The organism is Mesoplasma seiffertii ATCC 49495 (assembly GCF_000518725.1).
GTDB lineage: Bacteria > Bacillota_I > Bacilli_A > Mycoplasmatales > Mycoplasmataceae > Tullyiplasma > Tullyiplasma seiffertii.
On the sequence record NZ_KI912486.1, the window covers coordinates 202,250 to 223,151 of the forward strand.

Annotated in this window: 21 protein-coding genes; 18 read left to right on the forward strand and 3 right to left on the reverse strand. The window is 31.3% G+C overall.

Annotated features, from left to right (window positions below):
• The first annotated feature begins 66 nt into the window (after nucleotides 1–66).
• The 16 genes from L872_RS0103975 (at nucleotide 67) to L872_RS0104050 (ending at nucleotide 15,483) form a co-directional block, all read left to right on the forward strand.
• A complete protein-coding gene (locus tag L872_RS0103975; RefSeq protein ID WP_027063544.1) occupies nucleotides 67–822 on the forward strand; it encodes a MurR/RpiR family transcriptional regulator in 756 nt (251 codons plus the stop codon).
• 96 nt (nucleotides 823–918) lie between these two features.
• Nucleotides 919–3,504, forward strand: a complete 2,586-nt coding sequence (locus L872_RS0103980; protein ID WP_027063545.1) for a PTS glucose transporter subunit IIABC — start codon at nucleotides 919–921, stop codon at nucleotides 3,502–3,504.
• Nucleotide 3,505: 1 nt separating this feature from the next.
• The gene (locus L872_RS0103985; RefSeq protein WP_036269001.1) at nucleotides 3,506–4,921 is read left to right on the forward strand and encodes a glycoside hydrolase family 1 protein; all 1,416 of its coding nucleotides are present in this window, start codon (nucleotides 3,506–3,508) and stop codon (nucleotides 4,919–4,921) included.
• Nucleotides 4,922–4,952: 31 nt separating this feature from the next.
• On the forward strand, nucleotides 4,953–5,825 hold the full coding sequence (locus L872_RS0103990; protein ID WP_027063547.1) for an HAD-IIB family hydrolase: 873 nt from the start codon (nucleotides 4,953–4,955) through the stop codon (nucleotides 5,823–5,825).
• 163 nt (nucleotides 5,826–5,988) lie between these two features.
• On the forward strand, nucleotides 5,989–6,429 hold the full coding sequence (locus tag L872_RS0103995; RefSeq protein WP_027063548.1) for an RpiB/LacA/LacB family sugar-phosphate isomerase: 441 nt from the start codon (nucleotides 5,989–5,991) through the stop codon (nucleotides 6,427–6,429).
• Entirely contained in the window at nucleotides 6,416–7,654 is a 1,239-nt protein-coding gene (locus L872_RS0104000; protein ID WP_027063549.1) for a serine hydroxymethyltransferase, read from the forward strand. The genes L872_RS0103995 and L872_RS0104000 overlap by 14 nt, the downstream gene beginning before the upstream one ends.
• 80 nt (nucleotides 7,655–7,734) lie before the next feature.
• Nucleotides 7,735–8,358: a uracil phosphoribosyltransferase gene (gene upp, locus L872_RS0104005; protein WP_027063550.1), complete on the forward strand. Its 624-nt coding sequence runs from the start codon at nucleotides 7,735–7,737 to the stop codon at nucleotides 8,356–8,358.
• A gap of 128 nt (nucleotides 8,359–8,486) precedes the next feature.
• Nucleotides 8,487–8,915: an MG406 family protein gene (locus L872_RS04800; RefSeq protein ID WP_051418470.1), complete on the forward strand. Its 429-nt coding sequence runs from the start codon at nucleotides 8,487–8,489 to the stop codon at nucleotides 8,913–8,915.
• A 45-nt stretch (nucleotides 8,916–8,960) separates the two neighbouring features.
• Nucleotides 8,961–9,839, forward strand: a complete 879-nt coding sequence (locus L872_RS04805; RefSeq protein ID WP_036269004.1) for a F0F1 ATP synthase subunit A — start codon at nucleotides 8,961–8,963, stop codon at nucleotides 9,837–9,839.
• Between the two features lie 88 nt (nucleotides 9,840–9,927).
• Nucleotides 9,928–10,167, forward strand: coding sequence for an ATP synthase F0 subunit C (gene atpE, locus L872_RS0104020; RefSeq protein WP_423793470.1), 240 nt, complete (start codon nucleotides 9,928–9,930; stop codon nucleotides 10,165–10,167).
• Between the two features lie 36 nt (nucleotides 10,168–10,203).
• Nucleotides 10,204–10,749, forward strand: a complete 546-nt coding sequence (atpF, locus tag L872_RS0104025; protein ID WP_027063552.1) for a F0F1 ATP synthase subunit B — start codon at nucleotides 10,204–10,206, stop codon at nucleotides 10,747–10,749.
• Nucleotide 10,750: 1 nt separating this feature from the next.
• Nucleotides 10,751–11,302 (forward strand): F0F1 ATP synthase subunit delta, encoded by a 552-nt coding sequence (locus tag L872_RS0104030; RefSeq protein WP_027063553.1) that lies wholly within the window; start codon nucleotides 10,751–10,753, stop codon nucleotides 11,300–11,302.
• Nucleotides 11,303–11,312: 10 nt separating this feature from the next.
• Nucleotides 11,313–12,890: a F0F1 ATP synthase subunit alpha gene (atpA, locus tag L872_RS0104035; RefSeq protein WP_027063554.1), complete on the forward strand. Its 1,578-nt coding sequence runs from the start codon at nucleotides 11,313–11,315 to the stop codon at nucleotides 12,888–12,890.
• Nucleotides 12,891–12,893: 3 nt separating this feature from the next.
• Nucleotides 12,894–13,742 (forward strand): ATP synthase F1 subunit gamma, encoded by an 849-nt coding sequence (gene atpG, locus L872_RS0104040; RefSeq protein ID WP_027063555.1) that lies wholly within the window; start codon nucleotides 12,894–12,896, stop codon nucleotides 13,740–13,742.
• An 18-nt stretch (nucleotides 13,743–13,760) separates the two neighbouring features.
• Nucleotides 13,761–15,167 carry a F0F1 ATP synthase subunit beta gene (gene atpD / locus L872_RS0104045; protein ID WP_156923113.1) on the forward strand — a complete coding sequence of 469 codons (1,407 nt, stop codon included), beginning with the start codon at nucleotides 13,761–13,763 and terminating at the stop codon, nucleotides 15,165–15,167.
• A gap of 16 nt (nucleotides 15,168–15,183) precedes the next feature.
• Complete coding sequence (locus L872_RS0104050; protein WP_027063557.1) at nucleotides 15,184–15,483, forward strand: FoF1 ATP synthase subunit delta/epsilon; 300 nt, start codon at nucleotides 15,184–15,186, stop codon at nucleotides 15,481–15,483.
• A gap of 52 nt (nucleotides 15,484–15,535) precedes the next feature.
• Here the strand turns inward: L872_RS0104050 and deoC are convergent, their stop codons facing one another.
• Nucleotides 15,536–16,198: a deoxyribose-phosphate aldolase gene (gene deoC / locus L872_RS0104055; protein ID WP_027063558.1), complete on the reverse strand. Its 663-nt coding sequence runs from the start codon at nucleotides 16,196–16,198 to the stop codon at nucleotides 15,536–15,538.
• Between the two features lie 9 nt (nucleotides 16,199–16,207).
• Nucleotides 16,208–17,890 (reverse strand): phospho-sugar mutase, encoded by a 1,683-nt coding sequence (locus L872_RS0104060; RefSeq protein ID WP_027063559.1) that lies wholly within the window; start codon nucleotides 17,888–17,890, stop codon nucleotides 16,208–16,210.
• Between the two features lie 117 nt (nucleotides 17,891–18,007).
• Here L872_RS0104060 and L872_RS0104065 point away from each other — a divergent pair, with 117 nt between their 5' ends.
• Complete coding sequence (locus tag L872_RS0104065) at nucleotides 18,008–19,306, forward strand: thymidine phosphorylase (protein ID WP_027063560.1); 1,299 nt, start codon at nucleotides 18,008–18,010, stop codon at nucleotides 19,304–19,306.
• Between the two features lie 49 nt (nucleotides 19,307–19,355).
• Here the strand turns inward: L872_RS0104065 and L872_RS0104070 are convergent, their stop codons facing one another.
• Nucleotides 19,356–20,006 carry a phosphorylase family protein gene (locus tag L872_RS0104070; RefSeq protein WP_027063561.1) on the reverse strand — a complete coding sequence of 217 codons (651 nt, stop codon included), beginning with the start codon at nucleotides 20,004–20,006 and terminating at the stop codon, nucleotides 19,356–19,358.
• A 290-nt stretch (nucleotides 20,007–20,296) separates the two neighbouring features.
• Between L872_RS0104070 and L872_RS0104075 the strand changes: the two genes are divergently transcribed.
• Nucleotides 20,297–20,896 (forward strand): FMN-dependent NADH-azoreductase, encoded by a 600-nt coding sequence (locus L872_RS0104075; protein ID WP_027063562.1) that lies wholly within the window; start codon nucleotides 20,297–20,299, stop codon nucleotides 20,894–20,896.
• Nucleotides 20,897–20,902 lie beyond the last annotated feature (6 nt).

Below are 20,902 nucleotides of genomic sequence, written 5' to 3' on the forward strand. Positions count from 1 at the left end.
ATTTCTGAATTGAAAAACATTTTGTGTTTATAATATAAATTATAAGAAAGACAATTTAGGAGTACCATGAACTCAGTTTTAGATAGCCTTTTTAGTATTTTAACATCGCAAAAAAATACAGTATCAAAGGCAATTGCAGAAGAATTAATTAAATCATATGAATTAAAAAAAATTCCCAATATCAAGGATTTGGCAAATTCCTGCTTTGTGGCACAATCAAGCATTACAAAATTTGCAAAAAATTTTGGATATTCTGGATACAGAGAATTACAAACAAAGTTAAAGATGGAAATTCATGATCGAAAAGATATTTGTATAAGTAGCATGACTAATGCTGATGATTATTTTCAAAAATTAGAGCAGCTTATTGTTGATACCATTTTAGCGTTTAGTGTGTACAAAAAACATATTCAAGATGCTGCTGAAAAAGTTTTAAAAGCAGAAAAAATTTTTATTTTCAGCAGTTATGTGTTATTTAATGAAGCACAAAATTTGTATGATGCTCTGCTATTAAATTCAAAAAATGTTACTTACTCTCAAACAATGTTGCACAACTTAAAAATATATAAACAAATTTCGGAAAAAGATTATGTATTTTTTTTAGTAGCAGGACAAGATACAAAAACTTTAGAATTTATTTATAACAGCTTAAATATTAATCAAATTAGTCATTGTGTAATATTATCGCATTCCAAATCTTTTAAGTTTGTTAATACTAAAAATAAGATAGTTATGGATAGTCCATTTTTGCCTCATGGTCCTGAAGTAAGAAAAATATTACTAAACTACATTATTTATCAGTTTGCAATGCAACTGAAATAAACAAAATCATCAAAAGTGAAGTTCTTCACTTTTTTGTTTTTTACCTTTTTTACCCTTTTAAATAAAGTTAATTTAAAAGTAGAAAGGGAAAAGAAAATGAAAAAAGTTATTATATATGCGCCAGTTGATGGTTTACTTTCAAAAATTGAAGATCTCAATGATGGCGTATTTTCAGAAAAAATGCTTGGTGATGGTTGTGCTATTGAGCCCAGTTCGAACACTTTTTATTCACCAGTAAGTTCTGGAGAAATTATACAAATCTTTGATACTAAGCATGCTTATTTTTTTAAGGCAGAGTATGACACGACAATTCTCATGCATATAGGATTAGACACTGTCAGTTTGGAGGGAAAACCCTTTAAAGTCAAAGTGTCAGAAAATAGCAAAGTTGATTTAAAAACAGCAATTGTAGAAGCTAATTTTGAAATGATTGATTCTTATAAATTATCCAAAGCTACACCGATAGTATTAGATACAAATTTGAATTCAAATTGAAAATTTAATTTACTAAAAACTGGAAAAGTTAAACAGGGTGAACCAATTGGGGAGTATTACTTTGATACGTCTAAAGACACTTCAGAAAATGTTAAACTTTCCGATGAAGATAGAATTAATCAACTTATAAACACAAAAGATAGATGACAAATGTTAGCAGAAAAAATTTATGCTCTAGTTGGTACTAATTCAAACTATAGCAAGGTTTTCAATTGTATGACAAGACTTCGCTTTGAGATCAAAAACAAAGACTTAGTCGACGAAGCAACAATTAAGAAGATTCCTATCGTTAAAGGAGTAATCTGAGCAGGTAATCAATGTCAAATAATAATTGGGGGAGAAGTATATAAAGTTAAAGAAGCGATTGATAAGTATGTAGAAAACTTATCATCGAACAACGTAAATATTCAACTGCGAAAAGCCCCAGTTAGAAAAAGAATAATGGTAGCTATTTCTTCGATTATTCTTCCAAGCTTACCAATATTAATGGCCGCAGGATTACTTATGGGAATTAAATCTGTTTTAGTTCTTAGTGGAGTTGTTATTGATATGGGAATTGGAGCAGGTGGAGAAATCAACATGAATGTTGATACATTTAGTGTTTTTGTAAATGTAGCTGCTGAAACAGGACTTAAACTTTTAGGAATTTTTATTGGATACAACACTATGAAGTGATTGGGCGGATCAGTGGGTATGCAACTACTTGTATCGTTGGCAATTTCAGGAGCTACTTTAGGCCAAGGAATATTACCTGATTTAGTTATATTTAATATTAATGGTTTTGTAATTAAAGCAGGAATGTACACATCTTCAATTATACCTCATATTGTAAGTGCCTTCTTGCTATTCTATGCTGATCGCTGAGTTAAAACTTGAATGCCAACAACAGTTGATATTTTGTTTAGACCGCTTGTTACGTTTGTACTAGTTTACATGAGTGTTTTCTTTATATTTGGACCGATACTATTTATTATTGAGCAAGGGATAGCAATAGTTATGAACTCGGCAACTAAAATTCCTTTCGGAGTTGGAGTAATGATATTTTGTATTGCATGGCAACCATTGGTTTTAACTGGAATGCATGTGCCCGTGATTATGCCTGTAGCAATAAACGTAGCTCAAGGAATTCCAACAACTTTGTTGGTTCATAATGTCGCAGTCTTTGCACAATTAGGAGCAGTCCTTGGAGTCGCTTTAAGAACCAAAAATTTAAAGCTTAGAATTGCCTCAATCGCCACAATTCCTGGAGCAATTGTTGGTGTTACAGAACCAATCCTTTATGGAATCAATCTTCCCAAATGAAAACCATTTTTAGCAGGACTATTAGCATCTGGGATATTTGGTTTATTAAGTGGAATGTTAGCAGTAGAATCAAGAATTCCTGGAGGACTAGGGATATTTGGATTTACCGGAGCAATGGGAGAACCTGTTTTAGATGGATTAATTATTTCAACAAACAATATATTTACAGGAACACCAAATTCTTTAGTATTGAACACTGTTCTATGATTTGCTATAAATTTAGGAGCTATTCCATGTGGTTTAATAATTTCTTATTTCATGTATGAAGAAAGAAAAAGTGAAGTTAAACAATTCAAAAATGCTAACAAAATATTAGTGAAAGCTTATAGCGTCGTTTCAAAAGTAAGCAGACAGGAAGCTTTAAAAAATTTAGGAGCGGATATTAAAGAAATTAACGAATCCTTAAACGAAGATCATTTGAAAAAAATTAAAGCAATTGAAGATGAACTTATTAAAATTACTGTTGAAGAAGTTAAATTAGAAAAACTTATTTCTAAATCTGAAGCAAAAAAAGCTCAAATCATCAAAAAACTTAAAAAACTTAATTCGGAAAAATTGAATAAAAAACAGCAAATTGCTGATTTAATAGAAACTTTTGATTTGATAGATAGCAATACTAAAATATCCGATTTGGAAAAAACGGTTGTTTTAATGAATGAGCGAAATAGTCAAAATATGCTATGGTTAGAAAAAACTCAAAATAACATTCTAAACAAGGTAAATATAAAATTAGACGAGATAGCTAAAAAAACCCAAAATGAAGAGTTTAAAAACTTATTTTCATTATACTGAAACGGAATTCATTCGTTGGATATCAATTATTCATTAACAGAAGCAAAAGAAAACTCATTTAATATGAAAAAACTAAGAAAGAGTGGAAAATAATATGAAAAAAATACCAAAGGATTTTTTGTGAGGGGCATCAACGAGTGCCTACCAAGTTGAAGGAGCATGAAATATTGATGGAAAAGGGCCATCAGTACAAGATGCGAAAGCTGGTGGGTTTATTGCTGATCTTAATGTTAAAGGAATCACTGATTTTAAAGTTGCTGCTGATCATTATCATCATTATAAAGAAGATGTTGCTTTAATGGCCGAAATGGGCTTTAAATCTTATAGATTTTCAATTAACTGAACTAGAATTTTTCCAAACGGAAATGAGCAAGAGCCTAATCAAGAAGGAGTCATTTTTTACAATAACTTAATCAATGAATTACTGAAATATAATATAGAACCTCTAGTAACAATTCACCACTTTGATTTACCTCAAGGGCTAGAAGATTTGGGTGGTTGAAATAACAAAGAGCTAATTTTAAAAGCATACGTCAAGTACTGTGAAGTGTTATTCAAAGAATTTGGAGATCGCGTAAAATATTGACAAACAATTAATGAACAAAATATGATGATTCTGTTTGGCCACATTTTAGCCAAACAAAAGACCGGAATTGATGAAGGAACAAAGTCATATCAAATTTTTCATAATATGAATGTTGCACAAGCTCTTGCAATTCGAGCACTTAGAAAAATATCTCCAAATGGGAAAATTGGCCCTGCTCCAAATATTGCTTATGTTTATCCTAAAACATCAAAACCCGAAGACATTTTAGCAGCAGATACAGCAAACCTAATTAGAAATTGAATTTATATCGATGTTTTGGCAAAAGGAAAATATGATCAAATATTACTAAATTACTGACAAGATAATGGTTATGATATTGAAATTACTGAAGCTGAAATGGAACTGTTTAAGTCTGTTAAAATTGATTTTATTGCTTTTAACTATTACAGTACAATGACAGCGCAAGCACCAACAAAAGAAAAAGATTACAAAGTTGGTGACCAGCAAATGGGATTTAATATTGAAAACATGTTTCAATCAGCAACTAATGAATACTTAGAAAAAACGGAGTATGGATGGGAAATTGATCCTGTAGGATTTAGAATGACTTGTCGAGCATTAAAAGACCGCTATGACTTGCCAATTATTATCACGGAAAATGGCTTAGGCGCAAAAGACACCTTAACAAGTGACGGTAAAGTTCACGATCAATATCGAATTGAGTATTTACGCAAGCATATTGAACAAATTCCAAGTATTATTAATGATGGAGTAGACCTTTTTGGATATAATCCTTGAAGTGCAATTGATTTAGTGTCTACACACCAAGGAATTTCAAAACGTTATGGATTTATTTATGTAAATCGCGATGAAGATGATTTAAAAGATTTAAAAAGATATCGTAAAGACTCTTTTTACTGATACAAAAAAGTCATTAGCAGTAATGGTGAAGATATAAAGTAACCCAGGATTTGAAAGCCTAGATAGGACTCATATGTTAAAAATAAATGATGATCAGATAAAAGTAATTATTAGTGATTTTGATGGAACTTTAAGAGATGGAACTAATGTCAAAATTCAACCAAAAGATGCCAAAGCAATTAAAGATGCAATTGACAGTGGAGTTTATTTTGTAATAAATACAGGAAATTTACCATTTGAAATGAAATCTTCAGTTGAAAGTATTTGTCCAATTTCGAAACTAAACAAGTATATCATTGCCTCAAATGGTAATGCAATTCATAATTATCTAGAAGGGGAGTTTGAAGTTCAAGCCTATTTTGATAATCAAACAACTAATAAAATTATTGATAAAATAAAAGATTTAGATTTAGTTTATGATATTACTTCATATGACTTGCAAAAAATTTATTATTCAGATTCAGGTTATTGTCAGTTCATGATTGATTTGGGTTTAAGTGAAAATGCCCATTTAAATCGTTTACCCCTAACTGATAAAGTTTTAAAAAGTATTGATAAGTGTCCCAAAATTACTTTAAAAGATGTTAAACCTGAAGATAAAGAATATATCGTTAATTTAATTACTAACGAATTTCCAGATTTAAAGATTTATGCTACTTGATTTAGTGCTGACGGAGTTGACTTTACAATTGAAGGACCAAATAAGTATCAAGGAATTGTGGCGCTTTTAAAAATTTTAAATGAGCATGAAGGTGAAAACATTGAATTAAATAATGTTATATATTTTGGTGATCAACATAATGACTATGAAGTTTTTAAAAATTTAAAATATGCGATTGCTATGGGTAATGCTATTGACGAAATTAAAGCGTTAGCATATGACATTACTTTAAGTGCTGAAGAACAAGGAGTAGGAGCATATCTGACAAAAATTACAGTTGCATAGAATAAATTATCAATGATCTAAAAAGCAAGAGGAATCTTGCTTTTTTAATTTAAAAAAATTAAAAGTTGTTTACTACGACAAGAAACGACTTTAGATTTCTAATAAATATCTAAGAAATATATATTTAGAGAGTAAAATATATTTTAGAAAGGTTAGGTAAATTATGACTCAAAAAATTTATATTACAAACGACCACACGGCTGTGGAAATGAAGCAAGCAATTGTTAAACATTTACAATCATTAAATTACGAGGTTATTGATTTGGGAAACAATGATGGAACTTCATGTAGTTATGCTAATAATGGGATTGAACTAGGTGAAGCTGTTGCAAAGAATCAAGGATCTAAAGGGATTGCTCTTTGTGGAACTGGAGTTGGAATTAGCATTGCAGCTAATAAAGTTTCAGGAATTAGAGCAGGATTAGTTTATGAAACTCAAACGGCAGAATTAATTCGTCAACACAACGATTGCAACGTTTTAGCAACTGGAGCAAGATTAATTGCAGTTGATAAGGCAATTAAATTAGTAGATGTCTTTTTAAATACTGAATTTGAAGGTGGTAGACACGCAGAAAGGATAGGAACAATTGATGAATACTGTTAATAATAAAATTAAAGAAATGTTAAACAAAGAATTAAATCGTCAACAAAATCACATTGAATTAATTGCTTCAGAAAATTATGTTTCTCAAGCAGTGCTAATTTGTAATGGATCAATTGCAACAAATAAATATGCTGAAGGATATCCAGGTAAAAGATACTATGGAGGTTGTGAGTTTATTGACGAGATTGAGCAAATGGGAATTGATTTGGCTAAAAAAATTTTCAACGCAGATCATGCAAATATTCAGCCTCATTCAGGATCACAAGCAAATGAAGCTGCCTATCGTGCATTGTTAAATTATGGAGACAAAATTGTTTCTATGAGTTTAGATGCTGGAGGGCACTTAACTCATGGATACCCAATTAATTTTTCAGGAAGTGCATATGACTTTGCGTTTTATGGAGTTAATAAAGAAACTGAACAAATTGACTTTGAAGAAGTTGAAAGAGTCGTATTAGCGCATCAACCAAAATTAATTGTTGCTGGTGCTAGTGCATATTCACGAACAATTGATTTTAAAAAGTTTAAAGAAATTGCTGATAAAGTTGGAGCACTATTAATGGTTGATATGGCGCATATTGCTGGACTAGTTGCTGCAGGGGTTCACCCAAATCCAATGGAATACGCCGATATTGTGACAACAACAACTCATAAAACTTTAAGAGGAGCTCGTGGGGGACTAATTTTATGTAAAGCTGAATTTGCTAAAAAGGTTGACTCAGCAGTATTTCCGGGAACTCAAGGAGGACCGCTAGAAAATTTAATTGCTGGTAAAGTTCAAGCATTAGTTGAAGCCGATACTCCAGAATTTAAAATCTATGCGCAACAAGTTGTTGCTAATGCAAGAGCATTTGCAGTTTCACTAGAAAAACATGGTATGCGAGTAATTGCTGGAGGAACTGATAATCACTTAATTAATTTAGAAGTTAAAAAAGCTTTTGGAGTAACTGGTCGTCAAGCAGAAAAGATTCTTGAAAAAATTGGAATTGTAACTAATAAAAACATGATTCCTTTTGATGAAGAAAAACCATTCCATACTTCAGGAATTCGAGTAGGAACACCAGCAATGACAACTCGTGGGTTTAAAGAAGCCGAATTTACCTTACTAGGAGAAATTATTGCTAGTGCATTAAAAGATCAGTCAGAAAGTAATTTAAATAAACTATCTCAAGAAGTATCAAATCTTTGTGATAAATTTCCAATTTATCCTGACCTTAAATACTAATAATTTTTTAGCAACCATTTTGGTTGCTTTTTCTAAGAAATTTTTATAACATTATTTTTAAAAAGAAAAGAGGAACCACTATGCCATTTACAGAACTAAAACACCCACTTATTATCGATAAACTTACTCGTATGCGTAAACACGATACATCATCAAAAGATTTTAGAGAAAACTTAAATGAAATTGCTCAATTAATGGTTTATGAAATTTGTAGAGATATTCCGTTAACAAAAATTGAAATTGAAACTCCAATTCAAAAAACTGAAGGTTATACAATTGAACAACCAATTGTATTAGTACCAATACTTAGAGCGGGAATTGGAATGCTAGATGGAATTCAAAAATTAATTCCAACAGCTAGAATTGCTCATGTTGGTTTATATCGTGATGAAGAAACATTAGAAATTCATCAGTATTTTGCTAAAACTACTAAAGATATTGAAAACAGTTATACATTAATTGTTGATCCAATGCTTGCAACTGGTGGAAGTGCAATTAAAGCAATTGATATTGTTAAACAATGAGGGGCTAAAAATATTAAATTTGTTTGTCTAGTAGCTGTTCCAGAAGGATTAAAAAAATTGGCTGAAGTACATCCTGAAGTAGAAGTCTATGCGGCATGTTTAGATGAGAAACTAAATGAAAAAGGATACATTGTTCCTGGTTTAGGAGATGCCGGAGATCGTATTTTCGGAACTAAATAAAAATAGAATAAAATACCGATAGGTATTTTTTTTATTGGAAAAAAATTATTGCCCGTAAAAAGGTTCATACTAAATTAAAAAGAGGAGTAAAATATTTACAATGGATAAATATATCGAAAGAGGTATAAATGCATAAAAAAGTAAATGATAGAAAAAAATGACAAGAAATTATAAAAATCTTGGGTTTTTTTGCAATTATAAGTTTGATATCGTTAATTGTTATTGCAATCTTGGTTGGTACAAAAACAATTAGCTGAAATTGACTTACAGGATTTATTCTTGGTGAAATTACAGCAGTAATTGCAATTATATTAGTGTTTTTTTCAGTTAACTTGTTGATAAAAACAGAGAATCATTATTTATATTATTTTATGTATTTATTACGTCTTGGCGTATATGTTGCTCCATTTCTATTAGCATTTTTAATTCCAGCAACACCGTTCTTTTATGGTGGAGTTTTAATTGGAATTCTTCCAGTTGTAGCTTTGTCTTATTTGACTGGAATGTTGATTAAACAAAAAGTCGTTGTCGCTGAAAGCGAAAGTTTAAGTTGTTAAAATTTATTATTTTCGGCTAATGGAAAACAAAGAAGGGGGAAAGTAATGCTATTTACTTCGCTTATAGAAGAAATTGAAGGCAATCTTTGAGCATTATCTAACCAACTAACATCAATCATTTTAACAACGATCGTTATTTGCGCGATATCAATTACGTACAACGTGAAAATTCGGGCACATAAAGAAGGCGAACAGTTAAGTGGTTTTTTAGTTTTAGTAGATATGTTTGTAAGTTCTGTAGAACATTTAGTTGTTTCAATAATGGGTCGAAAATATCGTATTTTGACTCCTTATGCAATGTTTATTATTTTGTATATTTGTGTAGGTTCACTATTTGCTTTATTAGGTATAGAGTCACAAACAACTTCTTACACAGTTACATTATCAATGGGATTTGTAACGTTTGTAATGATTTATTATTTTGGCTTTAAATATCAAAAAGCAGCTTACTTAAAACGTTATTTTAATCCAATTGAAATTTTTACACAATTTACACCATTGCTTTCAATTTCGTTCCGTTTATTTGGAAACTTACTAGGTGGATCAATTATTATGGGGTTAATTTATGCTCTATTTATTGGGATGCAAGCTAGCTGAGGGGGTACATCAACAATCGATGGTCATACTTGACCAAACTGAGATTTTTGAAACCCAATGTATCAACCCGATACATGAAAACAGCAATATATTTATTTCTGATCAGGATTAAATATATTCACAACTGTAGTTACACCATTTTTACATATGTATTTTGATTTATTTGATGCGGTCATTCAATCAATTGTATTTATAATGTTGACATTGTCATATTGATCAGAGGCTATGGGTGATTTAACTGGAGATGATTTGACTACAACAACAAGAGCTCGAAAAAGCTCAAAACTTATTGAATTAAAAGAAAGAAACACTGTGCAAACAGTTTAAAAGGGAGATTATTATGTTATTTACAAACTTAATGGTAAACGTTTATGCAAACTTATTTAGTTCGCTTGCAGCGGTTATACCAACATTAATGGCTGACAACACTATTGGAGAAGGATTAAAATATCTAGGAGCAGGTGTTTCATCAATTGGATTTATGGGAGCTGGAATTGGTCAAGGACAAGTTGGTCAAGGAGCTTGTATGGCAATTGGAAGAAATCCAGAAATGGCTTCAAAAATTACTTCAACAATGATTATTGCAGCAGGGATTGCTGAATCAGGAGCTATTTATGCTTTAGTTATTGCAATTCTATTAATTTTTGTGGCTTAGTTGAAAGTTAAAAAAAGATAGAAAGAAAGGTAACATATGGTTTTAAATTTATTAGCCGAAACCCCTTCAACACCTGGAGTTCCAGAGATTGTTGGAATGTTGTTTCCAAATTTACCAAACTTTATTGCTCATGCTTTGGCAACTATTGTAATTGTTATTATTCTTTCTAAGTTGGTTTATAAACCATTTAGAAAAACAATTAATAATCGTCGAGCAAAAATTAATGAATTATTAGATGATGCAGTTGAAAAACAATTAATTGCTAATAAAGATGTTAAAAAAGCCGAAGCACTGTTAAACCAAGCAAAATCAGAATCATTGCTAATTGTTAAAAATGCTAGAGTTGATGCTGAAGTTCAAAAAATGCAAATTTTACAAAATGCTGCAATGGAAGCAAGCAATATTCAAAATCATGCTAAAAGTTCAATTGAAAGAGAAAAAATTAAGGCTCAAGAAGATATTAAACAAACAATTATTGAAGTAGCTTTTGATGCGGCTTCAAAGATTTTAGAATCTGAAATTGATAAAAGTAAAAATCAAAAAATTATTGATTCTTTTATTCAAAATCTAGATAAGGATTAAGATGAATCTAAAAGAAAACGTTGTTAAAAATTGAGCTACAGCCTTGACAAATATCGCTGTTGAACAAAATAAAATTGATGATTTTATTGAGCAAAGTAATGTTCTAATTGAAGCATTAAAAGGTAAAGAAGATTTTGTAAAAATATTAACAGTTAAAAGTCATCATGACGAAATTGCAAAAGTGAAAATTATTGATGAAACTTTTAGCTCTTTTGAAATTGATGAAAACATTCTTAATGCGATGAAAATTCTTGTCGAAATGAAAGCTTTTTCAAGTACAAGAACGATTCTTAAACACTTGCGTAAAAATCTTACAGCTCTACATGATATTACTTATGGAGTTATTTGATCAGTTGAGGAAATTTCTGAGCAACAAATTATAGAGATCGAAAATAAAGTTTCTAAAAAAATCGGCAAACATGTAAAGTTAATTAACAAAATAGACAAAAAACTAATTGGAGGACTTCAAGTAATCGTAAACAATCAAATTTTTGATGGTAGTGTTAAAGGTCAACTTGATGCAATGCGTTATGAAGTTCTTAAAAGAAAGTAAGAGGTAAAAAATGGCTTTAAATATTAAAGAAATCTCTGAAGTAATTGAAAAACAAATTAAAAACTACGGAAAAGAAATTATTGAATCTGAACAAGGTTCAATTGCTACTGTAGGAGATGGTGTTGCTTTAATTTACGGATTAGATAAAGCTATGATGGGTGAACTTCTAATTTTCCCAAATAACATTTTCGGAATGGTTTTAAACCTTGAAGAAGGTGCAGTTGGTGCAGTTATTCTAGGAGATACTACATTAATTAAAGAGGGAGACTTAGTTAAACGTTCAGGTAGAGTTGTTGAAACACCAGTTGGTGATGCAATGATTGGTCGTGTTGTTGATGCCTTAGGACAACCAATCGATGATGGCGGAGCAATTATTACTAATAAGACAAGTCCCGTTGAGAAAATTGCAACTGGAGTAATGGCACGTAAGTCAGTTTCTGAACCTTTAGAAACAGGAATTTTAGCAATTGATGCAGCAATTCCAATTGGAAAAGGGCAACGTGAATTAATTATTGGGGACCGTCAAACTGGAAAAACAGCAATTGCGATTGATACAATTATTAATCAAAAGGGTAAAAATGTTAAATGTATTTATGTTTCAATCGGACAAAAAGATTCGACAATTGCTCAAGTAGTTGAGAAACTTAAAAAGCATGGGGCAATGGAATATACAACAGTGGTTAACGCTGGTGCTTCTGATCAAGCTCCATTGCAATATTTGGCACCATACACTGGAGTCACAATTGCTGAAGAGTGAATGGCTAATGGTGAAGATGTTTTAATTGTTTATGATGATTTATCAAAACATGCCGTTGCTTATCGTGAAATGTCATTGCTATTAAGACGTCCACCAGGGCGTGAAGCTTATCCAGGAGATGTGTTTTACTTACACTCACGTTTATTAGAACGTGCAGCTAGAGTTAATGAAAAATTTGGTGGGGGTTCAATTACTGCTTTACCAATTATTGAAACTCAAGCGGGAGATATTTCAGCTTATATTCCAACTAATGTAATTTCAATTACTGATGGGCAAATTTTCTTATCAGGGGATTTATTCAAAGCAGGAATTAGACCAGCTGTTAATATTGGTCCATCAGTTTCTCGTGTTGGTTCATCAGCTCAAATTAAGGCGATTAAACAAGTTGGGGGAACTCTTAAATTAGAGTTGGCTCTTTACTATGAATTAGAAGCTTTTTCAAAATTTGGATCAGATTTAGATGAGGCAACAAAAGCTACTTTAGAACATGGATGAAGAATTATTCAAATTTTAATTCAACGTCAATATTCTCCGTTAGAACAAGTTGATGAAGCAATTTTATTATTGGCAATTAAAACTCATGTGATTAAATGGTTGCCAGTTAACTTAATGAGTGAATTGAAAAATGAAATTTTGACTCACTTTAAACAAGATACTAACGCTAAGAAATTGCGTGCTAAACTTGAAAAAAACAAAGAGTTCGACGATGAATTAACAGCACAAATTAATACTGAACTTGAAAAAATTGTTTTAAAATTAACTAAAAATATTCAAGACTACAAACCAGAAATGTACGGTACTAAAAGCGAATTTAGTAAATTAGGTAAGTAATTAATGGCAAACTTAAGTGCATTAAAAGCAGAAATTATAGCTATTAATAACATTGGTAAAATTACTAATGCTATGAAACTAGTAGCTAGTGCTAAATTACGTCGTATTGGTAAAAGAGTAGTCGAAACTCAAGAATATGTCTCAGAAGTTTATACAGTATTTAATGACATTATTAAACAAAGTAATGAATCAGTTTTTTTAAAAAAATCTGATGAAGAATTGAAAAAAACTTTATGAGTAGTAATTAATTCAAATTTAGGATTATGTGGTGGATATAACCAAAATGTTAATAAAATTGTTGTCAACAGTTTAAAGGAAAATGATGAAGTTTATGCGATTGGAACTAAGGCAGTTGCATTTTATAAAAATCGTAAGATTAAAATTAGAGATCAAAGAATTGATGTAGATATTACATTTACCAACCAACAAGCTCGTGAAATGGGAAATGACATTATGTCATGATACACAAGCGGAGAATTCGATGAAATTAAAATAGTTTACACAAAATTTATAAATAATGTTACATTTGAGCCAACAGCATTAAGATTATTTCCAATTATTAAAAGTGACGATTCAAAATCAAATTACAAGGGCCAAGTTTTATTTGAACCAAGTGCTGAAGTAATTTTAGAAACAACAGTCAACATGTTTTTAAACACTGTTTTATTTGGAACAATTGTTGAATCACAAGTTTCAGAGCAAGCATCAAGACGTTTGGCAATGGAAAATGCAACAAATAACGGAGAAGAGTTATCAAACGAATTGAATATCAAATATAATCGTCGTCGCCAAAGTGCTATTACACAAGAAATTTCTGAAATTGTGTCTGGTGCTAATGCGCAACTAAAATAACATATGGAGGAAAATAATATGGCTAAAAAAACAATTGCCAACACAACAACAATTGGTAAAATTGTTCAAATTTTGGGACCAGTCGTTGACGTTAAGTTTAATGAAGAAAATATGCCAATGATTTATGATGCATTGATAGTTGAAAATCATGGTAAAAAAATTGTTTTAGAAGTTGAACAACACATTGGTGATGAAATTGTCAGAACTATTGCAATGGATGCAACTGATGGATTGACACGTGGTTTAGATGTAATTAATACTGGAGGTCCAATTCAAGCCCCAGTTGGTGAAGCAGTTTTGGGAAGAATGTTTAATGTTACCGGAAATGCAATTGATGAAAAACCAGAATTTACTGGTAAAACAATGCCAATTCACCGTAATGCACCAGCATATGATGAACTAGTTACAACTGCTGAAATTTTAGAAACAGGAATTAAGGTTGTCGACTTAATGGTTCCATTTGCTAAAGGTGGAAAAATTGGATTATTTGGGGGAGCCGGAGTAGGTAAAACTGTTTTAATTCAAGAATTGATTAACAATATTGCAAAAGCTCATAACGGGGTTTCAGTGTTTGCCGGAGTAGGTGAACGTACTCGTGAAGGAAATGATCTTTATCATGAATTTATTGAAGCAGGCGTTTTGGATAAAACTTCATTAGTTTTTGGACAAATGAATGAACCACCAGGGGCACGTATGCGAGTTGCTTTAACAGGGTTAACAATGGCTGAATATTTTAGAGATGAAAAAAGCATGGATGTTTTGCTATTTATTGATAATATCTTTAGGTTTACACAAGCCGGTTCTGAAGTTTCAGCGTTGTTGGGGCGTATGCCATCAGCTGTGGGATATCAACCAACATTATCAACTGAAATGGGTTCTTTACAAGAACGAATTACTTCAACTAAAAAAGGTTCAATTACTTCAGTTCAAGCAGTTTATGTTCCAGCTGATGACTTAACTGATCCAGCACCAGCAACAACATTCACCCACTTAGATGCTCGAATTGTTCTAGATCGTTCAATCGCAAGTTTAGGAATTTATCCAGCAGTTGACCCATTGGCTTCATCTTCACGTATGTTAGATCCTGAAGTTGTTGGAGAAGAACATTACCAAGTAGCTTTAGGAGTTCAAGGAATCTTACAGAAATATCAAGAATTACAATCAATTATTGCGATTTTAGGAATGGATGAGTTGTCAGAAGACGATAAGTTAGTAGTTTCAAGAGCTCGTAAAATTCGTAAATTTTTATCACAGTCATTTTTTGTAGGAGAGAAATTTACAGGTCGTCCAGGAGTTTATGTTAAAGTCAGTGACACTGTTAAATCATTTAAAGCAATTTTAGATGGAGAAGTTGACGAAATTCCAGAAGTACTATTTATGTATGCTGGAACAATTGAAGATGTTATTGAAAAACATAAAAAATAGTTAAGGAGAATAATTTATGGGAATTAAACTAAAAGTTGTTACTCCAAGTGGAACTTTTATTAACGATAAAGAAGTTGATATTGTTAATGTTCAAACTATTGATGGTGATATGGGAATTTTAGTAAATATTGTTCCACTAGTATCAGCTTTAAAAATTGGAACAATGTCGTTTAGAATTAAAGATAAAGTTACCTATGTTCATGTTCATCGTGGGCTAGTAGTTGTTGATGGTAAACAATGTAAAATTATTACTGAACGATTATATCTAATCGATGAAAAGGGTAAAAAACTAGAAACACCAGACAAGCTATTTTAATAATAAAAAAACTTAAGCCGTGAAAATCCACAGCTTAAGTTTTTTTTTTTTTTTAGTATCCTTGGTTGTGGTCCTCACCTTTAACAATGGCAACCCCACCAGATGTTCCTAAGCGGTTAGCACCAGCATCAATCATTGCCATAGCATCTTGATGGTTACGAACTCCACCAGCAGCTTTAACAAGAGCTTTACCATTAACAGTTTTAAACATCAAAGCAACGTCTTCAACAGTTGCACCACTGCTATTAAATCCTGTTGAAGTTTTAACATAGTCTAACCCAGCTTCAACAGCTAACTCACAAGCTTTAACAATTTCAGTTTTTGAAAGCAAACAATTTTCCATAATACATTTAACAATTTTATTTTTAGCAGCTTGTTTAACTGCTTGCATATCAGCCAAAACAGTTTGATAATCTTGATCTTTTAAAGCACCAATATTAACAACCATGTCAATTTCATCGCTTCCATCAGCAATTGCCTGAGTTGTTTCAAAAACCTTTGTTGCAGTTGAACAAGCACCCAAAGGAAATCCAATGACAGTAGTTACGCCAACATTTGTACCTTTAAGTTGAGTTTTGGCAAATTTAGTTCAAAATGAATTTACACAAACTGTTGCAAAGTCATGTTCTTTTGCTTCATCACATAATTTGACTATCTGAGCTTTAGTAGCTTCAGGTTTAAGTAAAGTATGATCAATATATTTATTTAATTTCATGGTTTCTCCTTAAATATTCATTTTTTCTTTTAATTCGGCATACATAGCTTTTGTTTTGTTGCGAGCGTCAGCTTCATCGTTACCAACAGTTACAAAGTAAATTTTCAGTTTTGGTTCGGTACCACTAGGGCGAACTGCTAATCAAGATCCATCTTCAAAATAGTACTTGATAAGGTCTTGGCCGGGCATGTTGTAAAGACCATTAATATAATCTTCGACGTTGACTACTTTTAAACCATTTAGTTGTTCAAAACCATTAGTTCTTAATGTTTTCATTAATGGATCAATTTTTGAATCTTTTTCTTCAGGTTTAAAGTTTAAATTTACTGTTTCAGTGTAGTAGTAGCCATATTTATCAAACAAGTCATTTAAATGGTCAATTAAGCTTTGATTTTGTCGCTCGTAGTATCAACAAGCCTCAGCAATCATAATTGATGCCTGAATACCGTCTTTGTCTCTTGTAGAAGGATCTAAGACATAACCATAGCTCTCTTCATAAGCAAAGACAAAGTTTAAACCGTTATCGACTTCTTTTGCCATCTCATTACCCATTCATTTGAAACCAGTCAATGTTTTAACAATTGTTGCCCCATAAGTTTCATGAGCAATTCGGTCACCTAAATCTGAGGTTACAAAACTTGAGTATAATGCCGGATTTTTGGGCATTTGGTTAGTACGAACTAAATTTTTAAGTTTTCAATCAATTAAAATTGGTCCAGTTTGGTTTCCGTCTAAACGATAGAACTCTTCATTATGTTTCACAGCAATTCCAATTCGGTCAGCATCAGGATCATTTAAAATGATTAAATCAGCATCATGTTCGTAGCCATATTGTAGAGGAATCTTTCAAGCTGGATCAAACTCGGGATTTGGGTTAACAACATGTTCGAATGTTGGATCTTCATAAGCATGTTCAGCTACCTCAATAACTTGATAACCAGATTCTTTTAAGATTACAGGAGTAAATTCAGTTCCTGTTCCATTAACCGCTGAAAAAACAATTTTCAGATTATGTTTTTCAGCCTGATGATTTTTATAAAACTCTAAATTACGAATCATCTCAAAGTACTGATCAATGATCCTTTGATCAACTGTTTTTAGTAAAGCCAAGTTGGGAGTATATTTTCAATCAATAATATTAGTTATTTTATCCATTTCACCAGCAATCACGTCAGTATCTTCAGGCATTAATTGGCACCCAAATTGGTCATAAATTTTATATCCATTATATTCAGCAGGATTATGAGAAGCAGTAATCACAACTCCCCCAATGCAGTTTAAAGCTTTAGTAGCATATGAAACAACTGGAGTTGGTTTCATTTTATTGTCTTTAAAAAGATACGCTGTAATTCCAAAACTGGTTAATATCTTAGCAACTTCTTCAGCAAAAATTGCAGAATTGTGACGATTGTCATGACCAATAACAACACCATCGTTTAAACGATCAGGATATTTATTAATTAACAGATTGGCATAACTAATTGTGACTTTACGAATAGTATATAAATTAAAACGTCCAGGTCCAGCCCCAAGAACACCGCGAATTCCGGCAGTTCCAAATTCAAGTTCTAAATTAAACGCAGCAAATAGTTCTTCTTCAGATGCATTTTGAAGCATTTTTTTTAATTCTGGGTCTAAATTTTCATTTTCCATTCAGTCTTTATAAATAGGGTTATTTTTGTAATAAATCATAATTATTACCTCCTTATATTTATTTTAATCTAAATAACAAATATTTAATAAATAATTGATGCTATGAAATCAAACGATTTTAGGAATAAAATATAAATAAGGGGCATAGGAGGCAAAATGAGATTCACAGATTTAATTGAGAAGAAAAAAAACCAACAGCAACTAACGGAAGCTGAAATTAAATGATTGATTGAAAATTACTTAACCGAAAATGTAGCCGATTATCAAATGGCAAGTATGTTAATGGCAATTTGATTTAATGGAATGACCGATGAAGAAACGGCAATATTGACAAAAACTTATGTTGAATCAGGGATTACTTATGATGTATCTGATATTGTTGGATTCAAAGCAGATAAACATTCAACTGGTGGAGTTGGGGACAAAACGACATTAGTGTTTGCTCCGCTAGTCGCTAGTTATGGAATTAAAGTATGTAAATTAAGTGGTCGAGGTTTGGGACAAACTGGAGGAACAATTGATAAGTTAGAGTCTTTTCCCGGATGAAAATCAGAGATTAGTGACCAAGAGTTTAAAGAAGTTATTAATAAAGTGGGAATGTCACTAATGAGTCAAAGCCAAGGATTAGTTCCGGCAGATAAAAAAATTTATGCATTAAGAGATGTTACGGGAACAGTTGATTCGATTCCGTTAATTGCTGCGTCAATTATGAGTAAAAAGCTAGTAATTGAAAATGATAGTTTAATTCTTGACGTTAAAATGGGTAACGGGGCTTTTATGAAAACTTTAGCAGAAGCTGAAAAATTGGCTCAAGCGATGATTGGAATTGCTAAACAATATAATCGCCAAATTGCAATTATGATTACTGATATGAATAAACCTTTGGGAAAAGCAATTGGAAATGCCTTAGAAGTCAAAGAAGCCTGAGATTCTTTAAATGGGCAAGGACCAGAAGATTTTAACGAATTAGTGGCCACTGCTGTGGCAATAACTTTGGTACAAGCAAAGTTATTTAAAAATTTTGATCAAGCATATCAAAGTGTTTGTCAAAAAATGCAATCGGGAGAAACGGCACATATTTTTAAGGAGTTCGTAGAAGCCCAACATGGGGATTTTAGTGTTATTGAAAACTATGAGAAGCATTTTAGTGTTAATAATACTTTAGAAATTAAAGCAATGGATTCTGGATATGTAAGTTATACTAATGCTAATGAATTAGGTTTATTATCAATGCGTTTGGGAGCAGGACGTGCTACAAAAGAGGATTCAATTGATTTTGCAGCAGGAATTTATTTAAATGCTGATAGTGGAAGTTTTGTTAACAAAGGCGACGTAATTATGACTTTGTACACAAATAAAGATATTGATCCATGTTGAATCGACATGGCGTATCAAACATTTGTTTTATCTAAAAAACAAACAAAAACTCCGGTTATTTTAAAAATAATTAAATAAAAACCTAAAAGTTTACAAACTTTTAGGTTTTTTTTCAAAATATTAAGTTTTATTTAGTTTCAAATAATTTGTCTAATACCATTTTATACATTTCTAATGTTGCTTGTTCTCTTTCAAGAGCAGTCATTACTTTTGAAGAATCGTTTAAGCTATCAGAAACTGTTAAAACGACATGAGCTTGACGGTTAAATTTATTTCCTAAATATAAAAGTGCATAACTTTCCATGTCAACAACATCTAAGTCGGTTCTTCCTAAGTCGTTATCATTATAAAATAAATCTCCACAATGAGTTAATACTGGGCGACCAACTCCTAAAGTAAATTTAGGTTCAACTTCTTGTCATCCATTTTTTTCAGGTTCAAAAATACTATTTTGGCTTACAGCTTTATAAGTTTCAACAACAGTTCCAATTTCAATGTCGTCATTATATGTTCCAGTTGTTCCAACACGAACAATTTTTTCAACATTGTGATCGACAAATAATTCTGTAGCATAAATTGCAATTGATGGTTGACCCATTCCTGAAGTTGCAAATGAAACTTCATGACCGTTATAAGTTCCTGTGTATACAGAAGCTCCGCGAACGTCAGATACTAAAACTGGATTAGTTAAAAGCTTTTCAGCAGCTCACTTAGTTCTTTTGGGATCTCCGGCAATTAATACAGTTTTAGCAATTTTTGCTTGTTTATCTATGTGCATTGTATAAAACCTCTTTTCTACACTCTTATTTTAACTTATTATTTAAAAAATACTAAGATTATAAGTAAAACCCCAATGTGTAGTATTTTAAGTTATTTAAGGTAAAATTATTGAGTAAACTTTTTGAAGTTTACTTAAAAAATCAGTAATGATATTTAAAAATTAATGAAAGTTTAACTATAAAGTATAAAAGTAAAGCAGTAAAAAGTAATAATATTTTGAAATACTAAATATATCTATTAAGTTGATAATTCAACGATTTTTATTATCGATTAGAAAAGGAAATAACTATGAGCAAAGTACTAGCAATATCTGGAACAACCAACCAAACAAATTCACGTTCAATTGAAATGATGAATCAGTTTTTAAAAACATACAAACAAAATAATCCCAATGATGAAATTATTCATTTGGACTTAGACAAAGAACCAATGGCAGCGATGTCGTTAACTTCATATAACCTTGGAGAATTTTATAATCATGAAAACTCAGGTAAATATATTGAACAGTTGAAAACAATTGATAAAGTAATTATTGCAACACCAATGCATAACTTCAGAGCAAGTGGGGAGCTTATTAATTATATTGATCATATAGCAGTACCAAATTTAACATTTACATATCAAAATCCACTTCCAAATGGAAATCCTCGTGGATTGTTAGATCATTTAAAAATTCAAATTTTAGCAACTAGAGGAGGAGAAGTAGTTCCTAACTCATGAGCAGATCATACAGTTTGATTAAAAGGGGTTTGAGAGTTTATGGGAGCAAGTGTAGTTGAGCCAATTTTTATTGGGGGATTGGATCTACCAAAAAACTATCAACTTTCAGCTCAAAAAATTATTGAAGAACACTTACCAGTAATTCAAAGTGCAGCTAAAAAATTTTAACAAAAA